We start from the raw sequence: 21,698 nt of genomic DNA, 5'->3' as shown, positions 1-21,698 counted from the left end.
AGCCCTGCATCAACAGGCCGAATACCGACCGTAACCCACCAATCCCTACCTCAACGCCCTTGCCAATCGAGCGCCGTCCACAAAGGACAAGTTAGCGTTAGACTGACAGCACCGCCGCCTCTAAGCCCTGGCCTATTCAGACCAAGCGAGCCATCGCGCGCCGTGGCGGGCAGATCTTCCCGCCACTGACCAACGCCGTCAGGCTGCTGAAGCCGTTTCAACCCGATGTTCCCACGGGATCTGACGCTCATCCAGAACGATCAGATTCGTGGCTTCGATCAGTACGCCCGGCGAGTGGTGGCCGATCAGGGATTTGACCGAGAGGGCCGCGTTCCGAACCAGAATGGAGGTCTCCTCGGACGAAAAATCAGTCATTCCGCGGGCGCGCTCGACACCCATTTCGTCATAGACATGGACGACGTCGCCCTTGGCATAGGAGCCGGTCATCGAGACGACGTCGTGGCGATCGATTCCGCGCTCGCCCCGCTCGACGGCATCGGCCGCTGTGTTCGAGATCACGATACTCCCTGCCGCCTGGAGGCGATTGGTCAGCCAGGCCGCCCAACTTGTCATGGGCTCGGCATGGGCGACGCAGGTTGTGCAGGGACGCTCGCCCTTCATGACCGAAGAGACCGGATTTTCGACCTCGCCATTGGCGATCAAGGTGTTGCAGCCCGCGTTCTGAGCCATGTTGGCCGCCTGCATCTTGGTCAGCATGCCGCCAGTGCCCAAGGCGCTGACAGAGCGGGTTACATCCAGATATTGCGCGACGTCGGTCACGGTCTCGATCAGCGTGGCGCCCGGTTCGGAGGGGTGGCGATCATAGAGGCCGTCGACGCTGGTCAGGATGACGAGATGCTGGGCCTGGACCATCTGGGCGACCTTGGCCGCCAGCCGATCGTTGTCGCCGACGCGGATCTCCTCGGTGGTGACCGTATCGTTCTCGTTGATGATGGGCAGGACATTGGCCGCAAGCAGACGATCGACCGTATTCTTGGTGTTCAGGAACCGGCGGTGATCCTCGAAATCACCCAAGGTGACCAGAATCTGGGCGACGTTGATCTCATACTGATGGCCGATATGGGTGTAGGCGTTCAGCAGCAATGGCATGCCACAGGCGGCCGCCGCCTGCTTGTCACGCAAGCCTGCCGTCTCGGGGGTGACGTCGATCATCCGCATCCCCAGCGCGACGGCGCCCGACGAACACAGCACAACCTCGTATCCCTCTTCGCGAAGCAAAGAGATATCTTCGATGATTCGCTGCATGAATCCCCAACGGGGCGTGAGGCGCTTTTCATCAGCAAGAAGGCTAGAGCCGACCTTGATAACTATACGTTTCTTTTTACTCATATTGTTCTCCACTATCATATTCGATGTCGGAAGATTTAATCTAAAATTATCACAAATTGCACACGACTTGACGTTTTTTCGTTTGCAGATTATGGTGGCATTATACCCATGTGGGCAGAAATGGCAAGTTTATGCCGTTTCGTATATTTCCATAGCTCATGCAGATTTTTGATCTGGAAGTTATTTGGATATTCTCGCCCCAATTTGCGTCTTGATTAGTTCTGGACACCATTAAATCAATAAAGGAGGCGCGGTTTGAAGATCGCTCTTGTCGGTTACGGAAAAATGGGAGAGGCGTTGCTATCCCAGTGGCGGGCGGCGTCGCCGAGCTCGTTCCCTGACTACCGATTTGTGGTGATCGATCCCGCCGCGCAGCCGACGCCGGAAGGCCAGGAGGGCCCGAAGGGGGCGCCGGTGTTCCTGAACGCCCCACCGCCAGCGTCCGACAGCGCCTTCGACCTGGTGATCCTGGCGGTGAAGCCCCAGGTTCTGGACGTCGTCGCCCCGCTCTACACCGAACGCCTCGCGGCCGGCGGCTTCGTCGCCTCGATCGCAGCCGGCAGTTCGATCGCCCGGCTGAAGTCCCTGACCGGCAATGCGCCGATCGTGCGGATCATGCCGAACCTCCCGGCCGCAATCGGCGCCGGGGCCAGCGGCCTCTGCGCCGACCCAACTACCGATGCTGCCCAGCGAGGTATGGTGGAGGCGCTTATGCGTGCGGTGGGCTCCGTCCTGTGGGTCGACGATGAGGATCAACTGGACCGCCTGACCGCCATCGCCGGGTCAGGGCCGGGCTATGTGTTCGAGATCGCGCGCACCTATACGGAGGCGGCGACCCAACTCGGGTTCAGCCCTGACGCCGCCAAACAGCTGGTGCTGGACACCCTGGCCGGGACGATCGAGATGGCGCGGCAATCGCCACTCTCGCTCGAAGACCTGCGCGAAAGCGTCACCAGCAAGGGCGGGACCACCGCCGCCGGCCTGGACGCGCTCAATGGCGAAGGCGAGCTCGACCGGCTGTTCCGGTCAACACTTTCTGCGGCCTACGCGCGCGCTGTCGCACTGCGCTGAGCCGCATCCCTGCAACCGATTAGAGGTATCCTGCTATGACCCTGACTGAACTGAAGACTGAAACACCCGCCTCCCCCGCAGATCACGTCGCCACCCTGGGCGCCGCCGCTCGCAAGGCCGCGCGCGCCCTGGCCGCAAGCTCGGCCGAAACCCGTGACCGCGCCATCCGCGCCTCGGCCGCCCGCCTGCGCTCCGCCATGGCCACGATCCTGAAGGCCAATGCCGCCGATGTCGCCGACGTCGTCGATCACAAGCCCGCCGCCTTCATCGATCGGCTGCGTCTGGACAAGGCGCGCGTCGCCGCCATGGCCCAGGCTCTGGACGAGATCGCCGACCTGCCCGACCCTCTGGGCCGCGAACTGGCGCACACGCGTCGCCCGAACGGCCTGGATATCCGCCGCGTTGCTGTGCCGATCGGCGTCATCGCGATGATCTTTGAATCTCGCCCCAACGTCGCCGCCGACGCCAGCGCGATCTGCATAAAGTCCGGCAACGCCATCATCCTGCGCGGCGGTTCCGACAGCAGCCGGTCCACGGCCGCTATCGTGGCCTGCATGCAGGCCGGTCTGGCCGATGCGGGCCTGCCCGAGGCCTGCGTCCAGACGGTTGGAACACCCGACCGCGCCGTCGTCGGCGAACTTCTGCGCGCTATCGATCATGTCGATCTGGCTATTCCCCGCGGCGGTCGCAGCCTGGTCGAACTGGTCCAGCGCGAAGCCCGCGTCCCGACCCTGCTTCATCTGGATGGCAACTGTCACAGCTACATCCATGCCGGGGCCGACGTCGCCCAGGCCGTCGCCGTGATCGCCAACGCCAAGCTGCGCCGGACCGGCGTCTGTGGTGCGACCGAAAGCATCGTCATCGACCGCGCCATCGCGGCACAGGCCATCCCCGCCCTCGCCGACGCCATGCCGAACTGCGAACTGCGCAGTGATCCCGAGGCCTGCGCGATCCATGCGCGTCTGCTGCCTGCCCAGGCCAATGACTGGGATCTCGAATATCTGGATGCCATCGCTTCGGTTCGGATCGTGGACGATCTGGATGCTGCCATCGCCTTCGTGTCGGAACATTCTTCGGGCCATACAGACGCGATCATGACCCGCGACGCCGACGCCGCGAACCGCTTCCTGCTCGAGATCGACAGCGCGGTCGTGATGCACAACGCCTCGACACAATTCTCGGACGGCGGCGAGTTCGGCATGGGCGCAGAGATCGGCATCGCCACCGGCAAGATCCACGCTCGCGGCCCGGTCGGCGTCGAACAGCTGACCAGCTTCAAATACCTTGTGCGCGGCGACGGCCAGACCCGCGCCTGATCGCGCGCCAACCGCCAAGCCTTGAAGCCGAGCCTGCTCGAACTAGCCCCGAAAGATCTTGATGAACTTCGAAACCCTGGTGTCCCTAGGCGCCTATTTCGCTCTGATGCTCGGCATCGGCGTCTATGCCTGGCGCAAGTCGACCAGCAACGTCTCCGAGTTCATGCTCGGCGGGCGTCAGCTGTCGCCGGCTGTGGCCGCGCTGTCGGCTGGCGCCTCGGATATGAGCGGCTGGATGCTGATGGGTCTGCCCGGAGCCATCTATCTCTCCGGCTTCAGCGCCGCCTGGATCGCCGTCGGTCTGTTGATCGGGGCCTGGGCCAACTACCTGCTCGTGGCGCCCCGGTTGCGGGTCTACACCGAGCTGGCCGGAGACGCCGTCACCATCCCCGACTTCCTGGAAAAGCGTTTTGACGACAAGACCCGGCGCATCCGCGTTCTGGCCTCCCTCGTGATCGTCATCTTCTTCACCCTCTACACCTCCGCCGGACTGGTCGCGGGCGGCAAGCTGTTTGAGGCGTCCCTGGGCCTCGACTACACCCTGGGCCTGTTCGTGACGGCCGGCGTCGTGATCGCCTACACCCTGTTCGGTGGCTTCCTGGCGGTTAGCCTGACCGACTTCGTCCAGGGCTGCATCATGTTCGCTGCGTTGGTGCTGGTCCCCATCGTCACCATTGCGACCCTGGGCGGCTGGTCCTCAACCGAGGCGACCGTGGTCGCGGCTCATCCGGATTATCTGTCGTGGTTCTCCGGCGTCACTATACTTGGGCTGATCTCCAGCCTGGCCTGGGGCCTGGGCTATTTCGGCCAGCCGCACATCATCGTCCGCTTCATGGCCGTGCGCTCGGTCCGCGACATGCCGACGATGCGGCGGATCGGCATGTCGTGGATGGCTGTGACCGTGATCGGTTCAGTGCTGTGCGGCTTCGCCGGCCTCGCCTACGTCACCCGCACGGGCCTGACCCTGAACGACCCGGAGACGATCTTCATCGTCCTGTCTCAGACCCTCTTCCACCCCTATGTCGCGGGCTTCCTGCTGGCCGCGATCCTGGCGGCGATCATGAGCACGATCTCCTCCCAGTTACTGGTGTCATCCAGCTCCCTGACCGAGGATTTCTACAAGACCTTCTTCCGTCGCGAGGCGAGCCAGAGCGAACTCGTGCTGGTCGGACGGCTAGCCACGCTGGCGGTCGCCGTGGTCGCCATGGGCCTCGCGCTCGATCGGTCCAGCAGCATCCTGTCGCTGGTCGGTAATGCCTGGGCCGGCTTCGGAGCCGCCTTCGGCCCGGTCATCCTGCTTAGCCTGCACTGGAAACGCATGACGGCCAGCGCCGCCCTGGCTGGCATCGTCGCCGGCGCGGCGACGGTGCTGGTGTGGCTCTACGCCCCCTTCACCATCGGCGGCGTCGCTCCGTCCCAAGCGATCTACGAGATCGTCCCGGGTTTCATCGTCAGTGGCCTTGTCGCACTTCTGGTCGCCCGTTTCGGCAAGAGCGCGCCGCCCGAGGTGGCCGCCACCTTCGACGAAATGCTCGCGGCCGACGGACTCGGCCGTTCGGGAAAGGGCGCTGCCAGAGAAACTCCCGTCAGTTGAGAAGCCCCTACCCGGGGACTCGATCAGTCAACGGCGGCCGACCAAGCGGCATCGGCTTCAGCGCGGAATCGCCGGAGCGTGGGTGGTGAGGGATCTCTGGGCTGAGTCTCGAGATTTGAACCGCTCCTGCTGTCGCGCTCGCCGCCGGATAGGCAGGTCGGAGTTCTCGATCCGATTGTTCTCCCGAAGTCGGCCCGGTCGATGCACGTGTCTCAGATCCAACTGATCCAGTGCGGCGCCGTAGGACCCCAGGCTGGCGGTCGTGACCGTCCGCGGCCCGATCGGCTGGTTTTGAAGGAGGTTGCCAGCGTGGGGACGGCGGGCCCCGCCGCTTCTTCAATCGCCTCGCGATCAACGTGCCGAACTTGACCGTCCAGCAGCGGATCGTCTCATAGCTGACGTCGATCCCGAGTTGGTTCACCAGCCCCAGGCGTCCATCATCACCCGGAACAGGTGGGTGTTGGGGAAATATCCCCGGACCCGCTCGGCGCCCACCCCGATCGCCAGCACAGGAACCTCCTCGGCCGTATGCGTCCGGTTCACCAGCACATTCTCCAGTCGAACAAGGTCGGCCCCGTCATCCGAGGTCTTCCAGGCATCGTAGCCTTCCAGAAGAGGTTCACCCCGGCGACCCCCATCAACCTGGAGACCGAAGCTGTGGTCCGCGGTGAACACCAGCAGGGTGTCGCTGAGATCGACCCGCGCCTGGACCTCGGCGATCAGCCGGTCGAAATCAACGACGTTCTGAAGACCCGCGCGCGCATCGTCGGTGTGGGCGTCCCATTCGACCGTCAGGAAATAGCCGCGGGGGGATTGTTGCAGGATGTCCAGGGCCCGGAGCGTGGCGGCGTGGACGTCCATCGCGTCACTGACCACCACCGGCCGCATGTTCCCGGCCGGTACGTCACCGAGCGTCGCATAGATTGGTCGGGCGTGAGTCTGGCTGAGCTCATCGAAGCTCGTGCCCAAAGCGGCCAGCTGCTCGCCGACTTGCTGACGGCCCGCGCCGACCATGACATCGACGCCGTCGCCGAACCTCGGCGTGAAGGCCTGGACGAAAATCGGGCCCCAGTTTCCGCGATCGTTCGAATGGGCGTAGTTGGCCGCCGGCGTGGCGTCGGCAATGGACTGGGTCGTGATGACGCCGGTCCACAGGCCGTTTTCCTCCGCATATTCCAGCAGGGTCTTGGTCGGGGCGCCGTCGCTTTGCCCTCTCACCGCGTCAGGGCCCTGGCTGATGACGCCGTTGCGGGTCTTCACTCCCGTTACGATCGACGACATGCCGTTCGCCGAGTCCGAGACGAAATCATCGACCGGTGAAGTCTCGCTCAGGCCGAGGTGCGGCCATTGCTGAACATTCAGACGGAGAGGCTCGCCATAGCCATGCAGGCTGGCGGCAGAGATCGTCGGCACGCCGGCCGCATCTGCGAGGAACAGGATGATGTTCCTCGCCCTAGCCGGCTGCGTCGCCGCTGTAGCGATCGCGGGGTTGTCCTGCGCCATCACAGACGCGGGGGTCAGTACGAGCGCGGCGGCGACGGCCAGGAAGGTCGGATAGCGGACGCGTTTCATGTTTGCGGTTCCAGGCGTGAAGGGGATCGATCGCCGACCACGGCGTTGGGCCGGGGCGAGGGCGCTTCGTCAACGGACGGACTATCGCCCGGGCGTGACAGTTTGGGCAGTCGCTTGCCGCGGACTGTCCGGTGATCGGCTCATCTCCCGGTTCCGTCGGCGGCGAGCAGGTGCTGCAGCACGCGCTTTTCCAGCACCAGCAGAGCGCCGGCGTTGTTGGTGCGCATGACCAGTCCTGCAGCGAGCGGCCGTGCGGCCTGGTGAACGGCGGAGGCCAGACGCTCGAACTCCGGCCGGGCGCGACCACTGACCCCATGCAAGGCGCAGAGCTGGCGCCAATCTTGCACAAAGCTCTCCAGCAGCAGCCCAAACCGCGTAACGCGGGCCCCGGAGTCGGGGCCTTTGGCGTTCATGGTCAGTTCGGCGCGGAGGTCGTCGATCAGCCACTGCACCTCTGCGGCGGGCATGATCGGCGACTGCTGGACGCTCTCTGTCAGCAGGCGCGGCATGGCGTCCGGATCCCAGGGCATCGTCCGCCATTGCGCCTTGGGCGGCGTCGGGCCGCAGGCGAAACGCCAGAAGGCGGCCGTTCCGGTCGTGTCCGCGACCAGGTGGACGCGATCCGCGCTCGACCCGTTCTCGACATGGTGCCTGCGCCAGTTATCGAAGATCCAGGCCTCCCCGGCGGCCATATGCACGGTCTCTCCGTCGCAATGGAAACGCACCTGCGGCCGGGTCAGGATCGGGACGTGCAGGCGAACGCGTGTGTGCCAGTGGTAGTTGATGTCGGCATGCTCCGGCACGCGGGCGCCCGGCGCGAGGCGCATCAGGCGCGAACGGCTCCACACCACGCCGAACCCCGCAAGCACCTGCTGTACGTAAGGCATGGTCGTCAGCCAGCGCGTCCCGAGCATCTGGCCATGTACGGAATCCGTCTCCGCCCCGCCGGCGCTGATCAGGCGCGCCGCGCTGTTGCCGGCCAGGCTGTCGGGGTGCGAGACCCAGGCCTCGGCCGGAAGGGCCGCGACCTCGGACTGCAGACGCTCGACATCGAACAGGACCGGAAGCTGGAAAAAGGGTTTGGCGAGCCGCATTGATCAGTCCCTGTAGCCGGTCACGGCGTCGCCCAGCGCATCTTCCAGAGGCGACAGCCAGGGCGTGTAGTTCCGCCATTGGTCCAGCCCCTCCCGCGCGATGGGACGGCGCACCTGTTCGGAGCTGGGCGTGCGGATGCTGCGCCGGGTCTGGTGGAAAGCCAGACAGGCCGGTTCGAACGGCAGTCCGCAGTGCGCCAGCATGCGCCGAACCCCGCCTTCGAGGTCGTCAACCACGTCCTCATAGTTCACCCGCAGCGCCCGGCCTGGCAAGACGTCGTCCCAGTGGCTCATGAGCTCGAGATAGGTCCGGTAGTAGCGGCCGATGGCCTCGGCTCCATAGGTGAAGGCGTGATGGGTCGTGCCGAACAGCTGCTTGAGATTGCTGAACCCACAGGCCATCGGCGAGCGCCGGACGTCGATGATGATCGACCGGGGCAGGATCAGCTGGATCAGGCCGATGTGCCAGACATTGTTCGGCATCTTGTCGATGAAGAATGGCCGGCCCAGCCGGCGGTGGACGGCCGTGTCGGTAAGGAACCGCTGGCCCAGGGCGCGGGCCTGATCTGCCGTCAGGCGCGCGATGGCCTCAGGATGCAGCGGCAGGCCGCAATGGGGATCGCGACCGCAAAGTTCTCCGACGTATCGATCGATGACGGTCAGTTCCTGGGTGCCCTCGACTGCAGAATGGGAGGCCAGGATCTGCTCGATCAGCGTCGAGCCAGACCGTGGAAGGCCGACGATGAAGACCGGTGCAGCGTCAGCAACGCCCCAGCCGCTCCGCGCAGCAAAGAACTCGGCCGTGAACACCGCTTTCAAGCGCCGGGCGCAGGCCTCCGCGACCTCGGGACGCCAGCGGCCGGCGGCGCTGCGCAGGGCGTTGCCGCGTTCGTAGAACCGCCACGAGGCGGCATGGTCCTTCTGGTCTTCCAGCGCCTTGCCCAGAGCGAAGCACAGATAGACCCGATCCATCTCCTGCAGATCGTGTCGCGCCTCCGCAGCCTGCATACGGGCGACGTCATCCTTGGTGAAGGCATGGGTCTTCAGGTTGGCCAGGCTGAACCAGGCGACGCCATTGTCGGGGCGCGCCGCCAGGGAGGCGCGATAGTCCGCGATGGCTTCGCCTTGTCGGCCCGTCACCTTGAGGGCGTTGGCCCGCCACAGACGCAGGTCGGCGACCTCGGCGCTCGACCCGCGTCCATCGGCCAGCAGCGTTTCGTACAGGTCGATTACTGGCTCATGGTCGCCCAGGGCGACGCAGGCCGCGCCGTACAGTTTGCGGTAATCGCGGTTGGCAGGGTCTTGGGCGAGCAGGTGTTCCGCCTCTCGCCGCGCCGGCAGAGGCTGCTGCAGCGTGAGCAGCAGCATGGCGTAGTCGAGCCGGGCGGCGTGATAGTCCGGTGCGCGTTCGAGCGCCGCTTCGAGCAGTGTGGCGGCCTCCTCAGGCTCCTCCTGAGTCTGGCGGACGCGCGCCAACAGCCGCAGGGCCCCCACATTGTCGCCCGCCCGGCGCAGATAGTCCCGAAGGATTGTTTCGGCCGGCTCCAGGTCCCCGTCCGCCAACAGGCTGTCGGCCGCGACCACCTCCGGAGGCAGCTGATTCAGGACGGCCAGCCGCTCCGCCGCATAGGCCGCCTCGGCCGTCTCTCCGCGCAGGCGATGAAGCTGTTCCAGCATGTCCCAGCTGGCCGGCAACGTGGGATTGAGACGCACCGCCTGGCCCAAGGCCTCCAGCGCCGCAGCGGCATCCCCCAGCAGCACATGGCAGTGTCCGCGCTCCTGATGCAGGCGGCTGAACCGCGGATGCCGGTGGTGCAGATGCGCGAGTACGCCCAGGGCTTCGGGAATGCGCGCGCACACGCGCAGCTCGCGGGCGCGATGCAGCAAGGTGTCGCGCGTGTCGATGTCGAAGGGGGCGTTCACCGCGCGGCGCCAGTCATCAGGAAGGGCGCCAGCCATGGCGGGTCGGGCTGGTCGGCGTCGTAGTATTCGAAGATCAGATGGACGCGGTCGGTGTCGCCGGTGTTGCGCACCCAGTGCGGTCCGAGGTTGTCGACCTCGACCGCCTCGCCGACAGGGAAGTGATGTTCCTCGCCGCCGAAGAAGCAGACCACGGCCGGATTGGTCGACAGCGGCACGTGGATCTTGTGCGGCCACTTCGCGGCCGGATTGGCGTCGACGTGCGGATGGATCACGCCGCCCGGCCGCATCCTGGCCAACATCACCCGTGGAAAGACGCCGCGCGCATAGCCGTAGTCGCGCACGGCGGCAGCCATCACCGGTTCGAGCAGCGCACGCCAGTCCGGCCAGGCCGGGCGGTCGTGCGACGCACGCCAGTCGCGGCCGCTGTCGATGAAACGAAAGACGATGTGGCGCGTGGCGTCGAGGGCCTCGAGCTTGTTGGGCTTGTCGACGTTCTCGGCGTCCCAGACGGCTTCGGGAATCGCCCGCACGGCCGCTTGCAGCGCGACGATATCGACCGGCCCCAGCGGGCGAACGCCCGTGGTCTTGCGCGGATTACCGGTCAGGTCGACAGGGCTCACCGCGAACCTTCGAAGGTGTAGCCGAACAGGTCCAGGTCCTGCGCGTAGCGGGCGGCGACGGCGTCGATCAGCTCCGGGTCGTAATAGCGGCGATAGTCCCCGCGTCTGGTGCCGTTGATCCGCTCGAGCGGCCGGGAAGGAATGCCGATCCGCGCACAGATCGCATCGTACGAGCCCTGCATGTCCTCGACGCGGCCCACCACGTCCGTCAGCAAGGTCTCGCCATTCCCGTCAACCAGCAGGGACGCCTGCGGCTGGAACAAAATGTGCTGCTCAGGCGGCTGGTCGAACAGGAATTTGCGCATCACCTCGCGCGGCTGGCGCTCGAAGACGTCGCCTCCGCGCAGCATGAAGGCGCAGTAGGAGACGAAGCGGTCGAACGGATTGCGGACGAAGGCGAACTTCAGATAGCCGCCGAACGCCGCCTCGCCGAGGTGCGGACGCACCTGCTGAAGCGACAGGTGGCCGTGCCGGATGGCGGCCAGGTCGGACCACGGGAAACGCTTGTCGACGAACAGCCCCACCTGCTCGACATCCTCGTCCCCCATTTGTTCGCGCAGGGCCTGCCGGACCGCATGCGTGCCGGTCTTGGGCACGGCGGCGAAGATGAAGCGGTGACGATGGGAAACGATCATGGGTCGGATACCGAAAAGGGGCGCCCCCCCTCTCTGTGAGGAGGGACGCCCGTCATAGGCTGGCGATCGTGTCAGAACTTGTAGCTGACCCCGGCCATATAGGTCGTTCCGCTCTGGTTCTGATTGTAGAGATACTGGTTGCGCCCCCAGAACTGGGTGTCCTTCTCGTTGGTCAGGTTGACGGCGTCCACGGTGAGCTGCAGGTCATCCGCGATGTTGAAGAAGGCGGCAGCGTCGACGTAGGTCGAAGCCTCGAAGCCCCGCGTGCCAGCGCTCATCGGATCGGCGCTGTAGCCGCTGTAGCCGCTGAACCAGGTGGCGCGGTGGCTCATGGAGGCGCGAGCGCCCCACTGGGGGGTCTCGAAATACACAGTGGCGTTATAACTCTCGGGCGAGAAGCCGGTCAGGTCCTCGTCCGCGTCCACCTTGGTGTAGTTGGCCGTCACGCCGAAGCCGTCGAAAGGCGCCGGCAGGAAGGTCAGCTGCGCCTGCACCGTCAGTTCAACGCCGGTCAGAGTGTTTGTGCCCTCGATGTTGATGGGCATCGAGAACTCGCTGACGATGGTGTTTTCCGTGGCGCCCGGGATGGTGCCGAACGGAACACCTGTCTCGCTGAATGGCACGTTCTCCAGCAACACCGATCCGATGTAGTTGGTGATGTCCTTCTGGAAGAGGCTGACCGCGACGAGGCCGACGTCGCCGAAATAGTATTCCAGACCCAGATCGTAGGCGTTGACCTTGTAGGGCTCCAGATTCGGATTGCCGCGCGAGGCGGTGATCTCGCCCGAGTCCTCGTTCTGGAAGGCGCTGCCTTCGGCCGCCATCGAGCCGAGACCCGGGCGGTTCAGGTTCTGGGTCGCCGAAAAGCGCAGCAGGACGTCGGGGGCGACTTCAAGCACCGTGTTCAGAGCCGGCAGGACGCCCTCATAGCTGCCCTCGACATCGGATGTGCCCAGGTAGGCATAGCTGTCGCCCTGGATCCAGCCGACGCTGCGGGTGTCGGTCGAGTAGCCGCGCAGGCCGATGTTGCCGCGGAAGGGACGCCCCATCACTTCACTGTCCCAATCGGCCTGGACGAAGCCGGAGATCGTCTCTTCCGTGGTCTCGAAGACGTTCTCGATGTCCTGCAGCGCGCCGCCCGTGCCGTCGGTATTGGGACCGAAGCGGTGATATTCGCGGTATTTCGCGAAGGCCCGGTCGTAGTTGCCGACCAGCCAGGAGCCGAACTGGTTGGTGAAGACGTCGGCGATGTCGGCGACCGAAGTGCCGCGCGTCTTGCCCCGCGTGCCGTTGACGTTGTCGTCATAGAAGGTGTCGACGCCTTTCTGGCGGAACTTGTGATAGGCGGCGCCGGCGCTGAAGGTCCAGGTGTCGTTCAGTTCGAAGCGGGCGTTCAGCTCGCCCTCGTGAAGCTCAGATTCATTGTGGAAGCCACGGTAGTAGAACGAGTCCATCGCGTAGTTGGCCGGGTTGGTGGCGTCGAAGCCCGGATATTCGAAGGTCGCCGAGCGACCGTCAGCGCCATAGTTGGCGATCAGGTTGCCCTTGGCGCGCATGTACAGTTTGTCGTCGTAGGGCGTCTCATACGTCGACTTCTCGTAGCCGATGTGACCGTCGATCCTCAGGCGGTCGGACAGGTCCCAAGTGCCGGTCAACACGATCTGGTTGAACTCATTCTCGTTGCGTGACCGGCGATGCTCGCTGCCGAAGGTCGTGCCGGTGACGTCGGTCATGGTGACGTAGTCGTTGGCGTCCCAGGCGATGTCGTTGATGACCGACGCCGTCCGGAACATCGAAGGCCAGGGGGCGCCTGCGGCGGTGTCGAAGGCGATCGAGCCGGACGAGTTCAACGGGCGCGTGGCCAGGTGCAGCTCGTTCCGCTCAGTGGTGAACTGACCATGAAGCACGTCGAGCGTGAGCTCCATGGTCCCGGTCGGACGCCATTGGACCGCTGCCGTCAGGCCCACGCGCTCCTGCTCGGCGTTCCAGGACGAGGTGCGGTTGCCGTCAGCGAAATACAGGTCGCCGGACAGGAACTTCGCCTGTTCAGCTGCGGACAAGCGGGAGATGTTCAGGCCAGCGTTGACCATCGCCTGCAGACGGCCGGCGCTGGCCTGTTCGTAGTTATAGGTGTTGTGCCCCTGCTCGGTCGTCCGACGACGGCTGTAAGCCGCCGAGAAGGATACACCGAAAACATTGTCCCAATTCTGGGTGAGAAGGGCGGCGACGCGCGGCTGGGCGTCGTCGGTGTATTCGTTGGTCCCGACCTTGGAGGTCACGGCGCCGCGGAAGCCAGGCTCGGTGTCGAAGGGGCGACCGGTGAACAGGCCGACCGTACCGGCCATGCCGCCTTCTTTCTGCGACGCCTGGAAAGTCTTCTCGACCTCGACGCGCGAGAACAGTTCAGAGGCGAAAATGTTGAAGTCGAAGGCCCGGTCTCGCGACCGCTGGCCGCGGCTATCCTGGGCCGAGTCGACGTTGCCAAGAACTTCCATCCCGTTCAGCTGAACGCGGCTGAAGTCAGCGCCCAGTCCGCGCAGCGAAATCCGGCGGCCCTCGCCGGCTTCACGGGTGATCTGCACGCCCGGAAGACGCTGCAACGACTCCGCCAGGTTAAGGTCGGGGAATTTGGCCATGTCTTCCGCGACAATGGCGTCTACCGCGATGACCGAGTCCTGTTTGATGTCGCGGGCGTCGCTCAGCGAGCGGCGGTAGCCGGTGACGATGACCTCGTCGAGCTCACTGGCCCCGTCCTGCGCATAGGCGACCGTCGAACCGGCGCCGACGACGGCTGCGGAGACCGTAGCGAGCAGTAAATTCCTGAAATTCCGGCGCGTAGTCGGAACAGTGTTTTGCTTGAGCATGTGTTGTATCCCCCAACTGGTCTGCACCAGATTGTTAGAGCAGTTGGGGGTAACAGCCGCGTGACGTTTCGCTGACCACTCTGTGCGGAGTGCGAGAATTCGCGTCGTCCGATCGGTCGCTGTCATACGATCGCAATCGGCAAAACCTAGGAAGACGCGGGCGGCAGCGACTTGTCAGCCCCACCGTCCGGAGGACGAGCCATGACGCCAATGCAGGATCGCCGCAGCTTCATCGCCGCAATGATGGCCTCAGCGGGGGCGGCAGCCGCCTTTACGCCTTCGATCGCCCGGGCTCTGGAGATCCCCGCCGATCGACGCACCGGCACGTTGATGGACGTCGCGCACGTAGTTATCCTGACGCAGGAGAACCGCGCCTTCGACCATTATTTCGGCACGATGCGCGGCGTGCGGGGCTTCGGCGACCGTTTCGCCGTTCCTGCTCCCCCGTTGCAGACCGCGCCGGATCGTACCGTTCTGGTCCAGCCCAATGAGCAAGAGGGCGTCGAGCCCGCGCTGGTCGCGCCGTTCCGTTTGGATACGAATGCTGACTTCCGCCTCTATCGCCCGCTCGGCACGCCCCACGGCTTCGCCGACAGTCAGGCGGCCTGGGACAACGGGCGGATGGGCGAATGGCCACGCCACAAGCAGAACCAGTCGATGGCCCATTTCGCGCGCGAAGACCTGCCGTTCCAGTTCGCCCTCGCCGAGGCCTTCACCCTGTGCGACGCCTATCACAGCGCCCTGCACACCAGCACCAACCCCAACCGTCTCTATATCTGGACCGGCACCCACGACCCGCTCGCCAGGGCCGGCGGCCCCGCCATCAACAATGGCTATGACACCCTGGAGGCCGACCCGCTTCACCACGGCGGCTACCTCTGGACCACCTATCCCGAGCGACTGATGGACGCCGGCGTCGGCTTCCAGATCTACCAGGACATGGCGGACAATTTCACCTACAACCCCCTCGTCGGCTTCCAGAGCTATCGCCGGGCGCACGGCGCCTCGGGCGCCGCCGAGACCCTTCTGTCACGCCGAACCATGACGACCCGCACCCTGGACGGGCTCAAACAGGACGTGCTGGCGGGCAGCCTGCCGGAGGTGTCGTGGATTATCGCGCCTGCGGCCATGTCGGAACATCCCAGCGTCTCCACCCCCTCCAGGGCGCGGACTATACGGCCAGGGTGCTCGATGCCTTGACGGCCAACCCCCACGTCTGGGCGCGGACAGTCCTGCTGATCAATTTCGACGAGAACGATGGCCTGTTCGACCACGTGCCGCCGCCCGCCCCGCCAGCGCGCGTGTCCGGCCGCTCGGTCGGCGCGACCAGCGTACCGGCGGACGATGAATATCATGTCCACCCCCAGGCGGCCGGCGACGAGCCTTATCTGGACCGCCCCTACGGCCTTGGCATGCGCGTGCCACTGTATGTGATCTCGCCGTGGAGCAAGGGAGGGCATGTCGCGTCCGAGGTCTTCGATCACACCAGCATTCTGCGCTTCCTCGAGGCGCGCTTCGGCGTGCATGAACCCAATATCAGCGCCTGGCGACGCGGCGTATGTGGCGACCTGATATCATGCTTTGATTTCGCGGCGCCCGACACGGTCGACTTCATGGCGGCGCTTCCGGAGACCGAGGCGCTGTCGATCCGGGCGGCTCGCCTGGAGGAAATTCCTCCGCCCATGCCGGATCAGGCAGCCGCGCCAGTACAGGAGACCGGCCTGCGTCCGCGCCGCGCCACCCCCTATCATCTCGGCGCCCGGCTCCGGGTTTCGGACACAGGGCGCGCCCTGCTGCTGACGAACCAGTCGGTGGAGCGTGCAGCCGTCTTTCACGTCTATGACGTTGCGCGGCTGGACCGGTTTCCGGCCCGCTACACGGTGGGTGCGGGAGAGGAATTGGCCCACGCGCTCCCGCTGCCGGACAAAGACGTGAATCTGTTCGTCATCGGTCCCAACGGCTTCCACCGACGCCTGACGGGCCGAAGTGATCGGTTCGCGGTCAGCGTCGAGGGTGGCAGGGTCGCACCGACCGCACTGCGTCTTGAAAACCTCGCGTCGACGCCACTGTCGATCGCCATGACGGACCGCGCCTACGGCGCCGCCAGTGAGGTGGTCAGGCTGGCCGTCGGCGAGACCCGCACCCTCTCGATGGCGCTCACGGACAGCCACGGCTGGTATGATCGACAATTAGAGGCGGGCGGCCAGGCCTGGCGCATCGCGGGCCATGTCGAGACGGGACGCGCGTCCTGGTCGGACCCCGCGAACGGCGGACCGGGTCCCCTCCGCCTGGCTTAGCGCACGCGGATGTCGACGCTGATCCGCACAGCGTCGTGACGCCAGTGCTCGTGGTCGTACTCCACAACGCGGCCTTGCGCGTCGTAACTGATGCGCTGGACGGCCAGACCGGGCAGGCCTGGCTTTAGCCGCAAAGCCTTGGCTTCATAGCCCGTCAGGGCACAGGGCTGCATGCTGACCTGGTTGCGGGCGACGGACAGGCCGTACTCGCTCTTCAGAATGCTGGTCAGCGACTTGTCGAAGGAGAAGCGCAACAGGTCCGGCGCAAGCGCGGCGTCGACGACGATCCGCTCAACCAGCACGGCCCGACTGTCCACATAGCGGCGGCGGCGAATCATGTAGAGCGGCGAGCCGGCCGGGCGGGAGAAGACCTCGGCCAGAAGGGGGTCCGCGACGACCAGGTCGGCCGAAATGGTCTCCGTTGTCGGATTGCGCCCCTGCGCCTCGACATAGGACATGAAGCCTTCCCAGCGGGTCGGGTCATACACCACAGGCGGCGGCGATACGTACCAGCCGCTGCGGTCACGGCGATAGATCACCCCCTCTGCCTCGAGTTGGAACAGGCCCGCGCGGATGGTGCCTCGCGCGACGCCGACCTCGTCCTGCAGTCGCCGCTCGGACGGCAGCTTGTCGCCTGGCTTCAGATCGCCCGCGGCGATGCGCCTCGCGATGTCGTCGCGCATGCCCAGGTAGTGCAGACCTTCGGACTTCAAGGCTGAGGCGGTGTTCACCATTTGAATCCCGGGATTGAACCACGCCTTCGATCCGACCCCGTCGGTTCCACGTCAAGGCGCCACGCAAACGCCAAGAGTTTTTCACGAAAGCTTCGCCGAGCACGGCTCAATTCTTGGTACATACCAGTTTTGCAGGCCGTGTCTCGCGGCTTCTCAAGCCATTTCTCTCCGGGAGTCTGTCATGGACAAGCCGATCAAGGTCGCCGCGCTGGTCGTGGCCTTCACCGCCGCCGCAATGGCGGGCATGGGGCCCGCTTCCTCTGTCGCTGCTCAGACGGTCCGCCACGTCATTGTCATCGGCGTCGATGGCTTGAGCCCCGACGGCGTGATGAAGGCGGACACGCCGACCCTGGACAACATGATGGCCAATGGCAGCTGGAGCCTGCACGCCCGGGGCGTGATGCCGACGACAAGTGGCGCCAATTGGGCCTCCATCCTCAACGGCGCCGGTCCGGAACAGCATGGCGTGACGAGCAATGACTGGCAGGTGGGCGAGTTTAATTTCCCGACCTCGGTCACGGGCTCAGGCGGATTCTTTCCGTCCATCTTCCAGATTCTGACGGATCAGCATCCGGAGTGGGAGGTAGGTTCAATCTATAACTGGGAGGGGTTCGGCAACCTCTATGACCACCGGTTCGTGGACTACGACGTCAACGGCGAGAACGAGGACCAGACCACCGCACTGGCGACCGCCTACATAAGGGCCAGCTGCCCCAACTTCCTGTTCGTGCACCTCGATCACGTGGATCACGCCGGCCATCAATACGGTCATGGCACGCCGCAGTACTATGAGGCGGTGGCCAGGGCCGACGCGCTGATCGCTGAGATCCGGCAGGCCACCATCGAGGCCGGCATCGCCGACGACACGGTCATCCTGGTGACCTCCGACCACGGCGGCGTGGGCAAGGGGCATGGCGGAGAGACGCTGGCCGAGCTGGAAATTCCGTGGATCGCCTACGGCGGCGGCGTCAACCGGGGCGTGGAGCTCGACCTGCCCATCAACACCTTCGACACCCCCGCAACTGCGGCCTGGCTACTGGGCGCGGACATCCCCTATGCCTGGCTGGGGCGCCCGGTCCGGCCTGCCATGGCCGGCGAGCCGGCGCCGGTGCAGGCCTACCGGATCAGCAGCTTCCATGCCTCGCCGCTCATCGAACCCGTGGGGCAGGGCAATGCGCCTTCGGGCGGCCTGTTCGTCGACCGGACGGCGCAGATGACCATCCGCAATCCGAACCCAGTCGGCGAGATCCGCTATACATTGGACAATTCCATCCCAACCAGCGCGTCGCCCCTCTACGCCGGCCCGGTCCAGATCACCCGCAGCACCATCGTGCGCGCCGGCCTGTTCGTTGACGGCCTGGCCGCCAGCGTTCCGGCCACGGCCTATTTCCGTATCCTGGACGAGAGCGCCGGGCCGCGCGGCCTCACCTACAGCGCCTATCTGATGCCGGAAGGGCCGGTGCGGCTTCCAGACTTTTCGCGCCTTCAACCGGCGGCCACGGGTCATACGCATGAGCTGAGCATCGATGGGCTGACCCTGCCGCGCGAAGACGCCGTCGCCGTGGTGTTCGAGGGTGACATCACCATCGCCACCGCCGGGTCGTACGGCTTTTCGCTGGCCTCGGACGACGGCAGCAAGCTTTACATCGACGGCAAGACGGTCGTGGACAACGACGGCGACCACGGGGTGATCACCGCCGCCGGCAGGATCGATCTTCAGCCCGGCAAGCACGCCATCCGCGTCGAATACTTCAATGGGGGCGGCGGCTCTTGGCTGGGCGCCTATTTCGAAGGTCCCGGCATCCCGCGCCAGTTCGTCGATCCGAACCTGCTGACGCCGCGTTGAACGCCCCTTCCGCGGCTCGGTCCCATCGATCGGCCGGTCAACCGACTTAACGGCGCCAGGTTGTTCTGGTATAGTCCAAGATTGCCGCCTGGATTCCTTATGATGCGACCGCAATCCGCCGAAGCCTTCGTCGGCTCAACCATCGCCCTCTTCGATCAGCTCGGCGGCGCCCGCTATGGCGAGGCCGTGACGCAGCTCGAGCATGCGCTGCAATGCGCCCATCACGCGCGCGCCGCTGGCGATCCTGACGCGCTGGTGGCCGCCGCGCTGCTGCACGACATCGGCCACCTGCTGCAAAAGCAGGGCGAGGACGCCGCCGATCGTGGCCTCGACGCCTTTCACGAACGCATTGGCGCGGCCTGGCTGGCTCAGGGCTTCGGCCCGCTGGTCACCGAACCGATCCGCCTGCACGTGGAAGCCAAGCGCTATCTCGCGACCCGTGAAACCGGGTATCTGGAATCGCTGAGCCCGGCCTCCAGCCAGAGCCTGGATCTGCAGGGGGGAGCCATGACCGAGCCGGAGGCCGACGCGTTCAGCGCGTCTCCCGGGTTCGAGGCGGCTGTAAGGCTGCGTCGCTACGACGAACTGGGGAAGGTCGAGGGCGTGGTGATCGCGCCGCTGACCGACTATCGTGATCTGCTCATCTCGCTCGCCGCACAGACTGAAGCGGCGGCCCCGGTCGCTCAGACTTCCGCCTAGAGCAGGATCGGCTGAGGAGGAATCGCTTCGCGATTCCGCTGATGCCGTAAATCCTGCTCCAGATATGAGCGAGAGCCTGATTCACGCTTTCGACAGAAGCGCGAAGCGCTTCCGTCTCAAACGATCTGGCTCTAGCGGGCGTCGAGGCCATGGCCGGCACGCCGGGCGGCTTCGGCTTGCAGCGCCGGAACGAGATCGGCGACCGTGTCGATGACCAGGTCGGCGCCGGCTGCCCGCAACCGAACGGCGGCCGCGCTCAACAGAGCGGCCCGCGCATCGACGCCCAGCTCGGCCAGCGCCTGTGCCGTAAGGCCCGCCATATTGCCCGACGCGGCCACGCCCACGGTGAAACAGCCCGCATTCCGCCCCTCCGCCATCCCGACTTCGGCGTCGTCGACCTTGACCACACGTGCAAGCGGCCAGACGCCCAACTCGGCGCTGGCCTTGTAGATCATCAGCGGCGAAGGCCGTCCCTGGGGCGTTTCGTGCGCACACACGACCAGGTCGGGCGCATAACCCTGGCTCGCGGCGCGCGGCAGGATCGCCAGCATCATCTCGCGCGTGTAGCCGGTGCACGAGGCGATCTTCACACCCTGCTCGCGCAAGCTGGAAATGGCGGCGGCGACGCCGGGGACGAGGTCTGCAGTCTCTCCGGCCAGCCGGATCATCGGGGCCTGAAGCTCAGCCATTACCTGTTCAAGCGCCGCCTGCCCCGGCAGGGCGCGGTGCGCATCCTGCCAGGCCCGTGCGATCCGGGGCTGTTCGAACATGGCTCGGACATGGTCGGCCTTGGCGCGGCCCATATCGCGACGCGCCTCCTCTTCAGCGACTGTCACGCCGCGGGCGGCGAAGGCCTCGATCAACGCCAGCACAGGCGCGCGGCTGCCGAAATCGACGGTGGTGCCGGCCCAGTCGAAAACGACCATGTCAAAGGAGTCGCGGATGGAGGTCATGGTTCGGAAGTCTCCTCGAACAGGTTGGCGATCACCTCCTCGCCGAAGGCAAAGCCGGTGGAGGCGCCGTTCCCGGCGGTGACGAGCGCGAGGCGCACACGCGGATGCGGCGACTCGATCAGGCTGGCGTGGGGGCCGCGGGCATAGGTTCCCGTCCAGCGCTGCAGAACCGGCGGGGCCGGATGCCCGGTGGCGGCGCGCCACTCGTCCAGGATCAGCCGATCCACGGCCTCGCCCGCAAAGGGGTCCGGCGTGGCGGCATCGTGGTGGCTGTCGCCGACCACCAGGTCGCCGTCGGCCTCCTGCACGGCGATCAGATGGACGCCATTGGCGAGGGCGTCGCCCTGCTCCGCCTGCAGCCGCGCGCGCAGGGGGGCCGTTTCAGGCAGGTCTGCGTAACCGCCGTAACGGACGAGACCCAGATCCGACATGACCGGCGCCGGCAGGGTGAAGCCGGGCGAGGCCAATCGCATCATCTGCAGCTTGCAGCGCACCAGTCCGGCGTTGGACAAACGGTCCGGGAACAGGCTGGCGAAGTCGTCGCCGGGGCAGACCACCGCCGCACCGGCCTCGATCACGCCCCTGGCGGTGACGATGCGCGGCGGCTCGACCGCATGGACGGCGGTCTGGCGCAGGAAGACGACGCCGTAACGATCGGCCAGCCAGGCCGCCAGACGCGGGATCGCCGTACGCGAATCCACACGCAGATCATGGGGGCTCCAGAGGGTCGCGGCGGTCTCGGGGCCGGTCGCATCCGGCGCGCGCACCCGCGCCTCGTCCGCCGTCAACAGGCGACACCCCTCGCCCATTTCAGTCGCCATGAAGGCGTCCAGCACCGTGACGGCCTCGGGGCGCCGGACCGGTAGCCAAAGACCGCGTTGCAGTACCGGGATGCCCGCCTCTGCGGCGACCTCATCCCAGACGGCGCGGCTGCGGTGCGCCCGTCGCCAGACAAGGCCGCGGGGCTGGCCAGTGACGGTGACGAAGCCGAAGTTACGGATCGAGGCGCCGTTCGCCTGGGCGTCCCGGTCGATCACGACGACCGACAGACCCCGGCGGGCGGCGGCCAAGGCGCAGGCCAGGCCGACGATGCCCGCGCCCACCACCGCGATGTCGTAGCGCTTGTCCAT

17 protein-coding genes and 1 pseudogene are annotated in these 21,698 nt (G+C 65.8%); 7 read left to right on the top strand and 11 right to left on the bottom strand.

Going from position 1 to position 21,698, the window contains the following annotated elements; translation table 11 throughout:
* Positions 1-198: 198 nt before the first annotated feature.
* Positions 199-1,350 (bottom strand): glutamate 5-kinase, encoded by a 1,152-nt coding sequence (proB, locus tag ACP7AZ_RS14505; RefSeq protein WP_426039344.1) that lies wholly within the window; start codon positions 1,348-1,350, stop codon positions 199-201.
* 255 nt (positions 1,351-1,605) lie between these two features.
* Between proB and proC the strand changes: the two genes are divergently transcribed.
* The 3 genes from proC (at position 1,606) to putP (ending at position 5,331) form a co-directional block, all read left to right on the top strand.
* Entirely contained in the window at positions 1,606-2,421 is an 816-nt protein-coding gene (proC, locus tag ACP7AZ_RS14500) for a pyrroline-5-carboxylate reductase (protein WP_426039343.1), read from the top strand.
* 35 nt (positions 2,422-2,456) lie between these two features.
* Positions 2,457-3,737: a glutamate-5-semialdehyde dehydrogenase gene (locus tag ACP7AZ_RS14495; protein WP_426039342.1), complete on the top strand. Its 1,281-nt coding sequence runs from the start codon at positions 2,457-2,459 to the stop codon at positions 3,735-3,737.
* A 61-nt stretch (positions 3,738-3,798) separates the two neighbouring features.
* A complete protein-coding gene (putP, locus tag ACP7AZ_RS14490; RefSeq protein ID WP_426039341.1) occupies positions 3,799-5,331 on the top strand; it encodes a sodium/proline symporter PutP in 1,533 nt (510 codons plus the stop codon).
* A 57-nt stretch (positions 5,332-5,388) separates the two neighbouring features.
* Here putP and ACP7AZ_RS14485 read toward each other — a convergent pair whose 3' ends face one another.
* From ACP7AZ_RS14485 to ACP7AZ_RS14455, 7 genes are all read right to left on the bottom strand, one after another.
* On the bottom strand, positions 5,389-5,583 hold the full coding sequence (locus ACP7AZ_RS14485; protein WP_426039358.1) for a hypothetical protein: 195 nt from the start codon (positions 5,581-5,583) through the stop codon (positions 5,389-5,391).
* Between the two features lie 165 nt (positions 5,584-5,748).
* Positions 5,749-6,903 carry an alkaline phosphatase gene (locus tag ACP7AZ_RS14480; RefSeq protein WP_426039340.1) on the bottom strand — a complete coding sequence of 385 codons (1,155 nt, stop codon included), beginning with the start codon at positions 6,901-6,903 and terminating at the stop codon, positions 5,749-5,751.
* Between the two features lie 140 nt (positions 6,904-7,043).
* Positions 7,044-7,997 carry an aspartyl/asparaginyl beta-hydroxylase domain-containing protein gene (locus tag ACP7AZ_RS14475; RefSeq protein WP_426039339.1) on the bottom strand — a complete coding sequence of 318 codons (954 nt, stop codon included), beginning with the start codon at positions 7,995-7,997 and terminating at the stop codon, positions 7,044-7,046.
* Between the two features lie 3 nt (positions 7,998-8,000).
* Positions 8,001-9,956: a sulfotransferase gene (locus tag ACP7AZ_RS14470; RefSeq protein WP_426039338.1), complete on the bottom strand. Its 1,956-nt coding sequence runs from the start codon at positions 9,954-9,956 to the stop codon at positions 8,001-8,003.
* On the bottom strand, positions 9,917-10,540 hold the full coding sequence (locus ACP7AZ_RS14465; RefSeq protein WP_426039337.1) for an aspartyl/asparaginyl beta-hydroxylase domain-containing protein: 624 nt from the start codon (positions 10,538-10,540) through the stop codon (positions 9,917-9,919). The genes ACP7AZ_RS14470 and ACP7AZ_RS14465 overlap by 40 nt, the downstream gene beginning before the upstream one ends.
* Complete coding sequence (locus ACP7AZ_RS14460) at positions 10,537-11,175, bottom strand: sulfotransferase family 2 domain-containing protein (RefSeq protein ID WP_426039336.1); 639 nt, start codon at positions 11,173-11,175, stop codon at positions 10,537-10,539. Before ACP7AZ_RS14460 ends, ACP7AZ_RS14465 begins: the two co-directional genes overlap by 4 nt.
* Positions 11,176-11,246: 71 nt before the next feature.
* A complete protein-coding gene (locus ACP7AZ_RS14455; RefSeq protein ID WP_426039335.1) occupies positions 11,247-14,039 on the bottom strand; it encodes a TonB-dependent receptor in 2,793 nt (930 codons plus the stop codon).
* A gap of 201 nt (positions 14,040-14,240) precedes the next feature.
* Here ACP7AZ_RS14455 and ACP7AZ_RS14450 point away from each other — a divergent pair.
* Both ACP7AZ_RS14450 and ACP7AZ_RS14445 read left to right on the top strand, forming a co-directional pair.
* Positions 14,241-15,502, top strand: a pseudogene (locus tag ACP7AZ_RS14450) (alkaline phosphatase family protein); the annotation flags it as partial.
* Positions 15,503-15,652: 150 nt separating this feature from the next.
* Positions 15,653-16,336 (top strand): phospholipase domain-containing protein, encoded by a 684-nt coding sequence (locus tag ACP7AZ_RS14445; protein WP_426039357.1) that lies wholly within the window; start codon positions 15,653-15,655, stop codon positions 16,334-16,336.
* On the opposite strand, the gene ACP7AZ_RS14440 is transcribed toward ACP7AZ_RS14445, so the two are convergent.
* Positions 16,333-17,070 (bottom strand): UTRA domain-containing protein, encoded by a 738-nt coding sequence (locus ACP7AZ_RS14440; RefSeq protein WP_426039334.1) that lies wholly within the window; start codon positions 17,068-17,070, stop codon positions 16,333-16,335. The genes ACP7AZ_RS14445 and ACP7AZ_RS14440 overlap by 4 nt on opposite strands.
* Positions 17,071-17,251: 181 nt before the next feature.
* On the opposite strand from ACP7AZ_RS14440, the gene ACP7AZ_RS14435 reads away from it, so the two are divergent.
* Together ACP7AZ_RS14435 and ACP7AZ_RS14430 are read left to right on the top strand one after the other, a co-directional pair.
* Entirely contained in the window at positions 17,252-18,916 is a 1,665-nt protein-coding gene (locus ACP7AZ_RS14435) for an alkaline phosphatase family protein (protein WP_426039333.1), read from the top strand.
* A 99-nt stretch (positions 18,917-19,015) separates the two neighbouring features.
* Positions 19,016-19,615, top strand: coding sequence for a phosphonate degradation HD-domain oxygenase (locus ACP7AZ_RS14430; protein WP_426039332.1), 600 nt, complete (start codon positions 19,016-19,018; stop codon positions 19,613-19,615).
* A 131-nt stretch (positions 19,616-19,746) separates the two neighbouring features.
* On the opposite strand, the gene phnX is transcribed toward ACP7AZ_RS14430, so the two are convergent.
* A complete protein-coding gene (gene phnX / locus ACP7AZ_RS14425; RefSeq protein ID WP_426039331.1) occupies positions 19,747-20,568 on the bottom strand; it encodes a phosphonoacetaldehyde hydrolase in 822 nt (273 codons plus the stop codon).
* On the bottom strand, positions 20,565-21,698 hold the full coding sequence (locus tag ACP7AZ_RS14420) for a TIGR03364 family FAD-dependent oxidoreductase (RefSeq protein WP_426039330.1): 1,134 nt from the start codon (positions 21,696-21,698) through the stop codon (positions 20,565-20,567). The genes phnX and ACP7AZ_RS14420 overlap by 4 nt, the downstream gene beginning before the upstream one ends.

Origin of the sequence: Brevundimonas sp. DC300-4 (genome assembly GCF_049897365.1) — a bacterium.
Classification (GTDB): Bacteria; Pseudomonadota; Alphaproteobacteria; order Caulobacterales; family Caulobacteraceae; genus Brevundimonas.
This window is presented reverse-complemented; position numbering and strand designations above follow the sequence as displayed.

Bases quoted from the DNA above. Each gene is read 5' to 3' on its own strand.
- ACP7AZ_RS14495 (WP_426039342.1), top strand. From the start codon at position 2,457: ATGACCCTGACTGAACTGAAGACTGAAACACCCGCCTCCCCCGCAGAT.
- ACP7AZ_RS14455 (WP_426039335.1), bottom strand. From the start codon at position 14,039: ATGCTCAAGCAAAACACTGTTCCGACTACGCGCCGGAATTTCAGGAAT.
- ACP7AZ_RS14475 (WP_426039339.1), bottom strand. From the start codon at position 7,997: ATGCGGCTCGCCAAACCCTTTTTCCAGCTTCCGGTCCTGTTCGATGTC.
- ACP7AZ_RS14430 (WP_426039332.1), top strand. From the start codon at position 19,016: ATGATGCGACCGCAATCCGCCGAAGCCTTCGTCGGCTCAACCATCGCC.
- ACP7AZ_RS14420 (WP_426039330.1), bottom strand. From the start codon at position 21,698: ATGGACAAGCGCTACGACATCGCGGTGGTGGGCGCGGGCATCGTCGGC.
- ACP7AZ_RS14460 (WP_426039336.1), bottom strand. From the start codon at position 11,175: ATGATCGTTTCCCATCGTCACCGCTTCATCTTCGCCGCCGTGCCCAAG.
- ACP7AZ_RS14470 (WP_426039338.1), bottom strand. From the start codon at position 9,956: ATGGCTGGCGCCCTTCCTGATGACTGGCGCCGCGCGGTGAACGCCCCC.
- ACP7AZ_RS14480 (WP_426039340.1), bottom strand. From the start codon at position 6,903: ATGAAACGCGTCCGCTATCCGACCTTCCTGGCCGTCGCCGCCGCGCTC.
- proB (WP_426039344.1), bottom strand. From the start codon at position 1,350: ATGAGTAAAAAGAAACGTATAGTTATCAAGGTCGGCTCTAGCCTTCTT.
- phnX (WP_426039331.1), bottom strand. From the start codon at position 20,568: ATGACCTCCATCCGCGACTCCTTTGACATGGTCGTTTTCGACTGGGCC.
- ACP7AZ_RS14435 (WP_426039333.1), top strand. From the start codon at position 17,252: ATGGACAAGCCGATCAAGGTCGCCGCGCTGGTCGTGGCCTTCACCGCC.
- putP (WP_426039341.1), top strand. From the start codon at position 3,799: ATGAACTTCGAAACCCTGGTGTCCCTAGGCGCCTATTTCGCTCTGATG.
- ACP7AZ_RS14445 (WP_426039357.1), top strand. From the start codon at position 15,653: ATGGCGGCGCTTCCGGAGACCGAGGCGCTGTCGATCCGGGCGGCTCGC.
- ACP7AZ_RS14440 (WP_426039334.1), bottom strand. From the start codon at position 17,070: ATGGTGAACACCGCCTCAGCCTTGAAGTCCGAAGGTCTGCACTACCTG.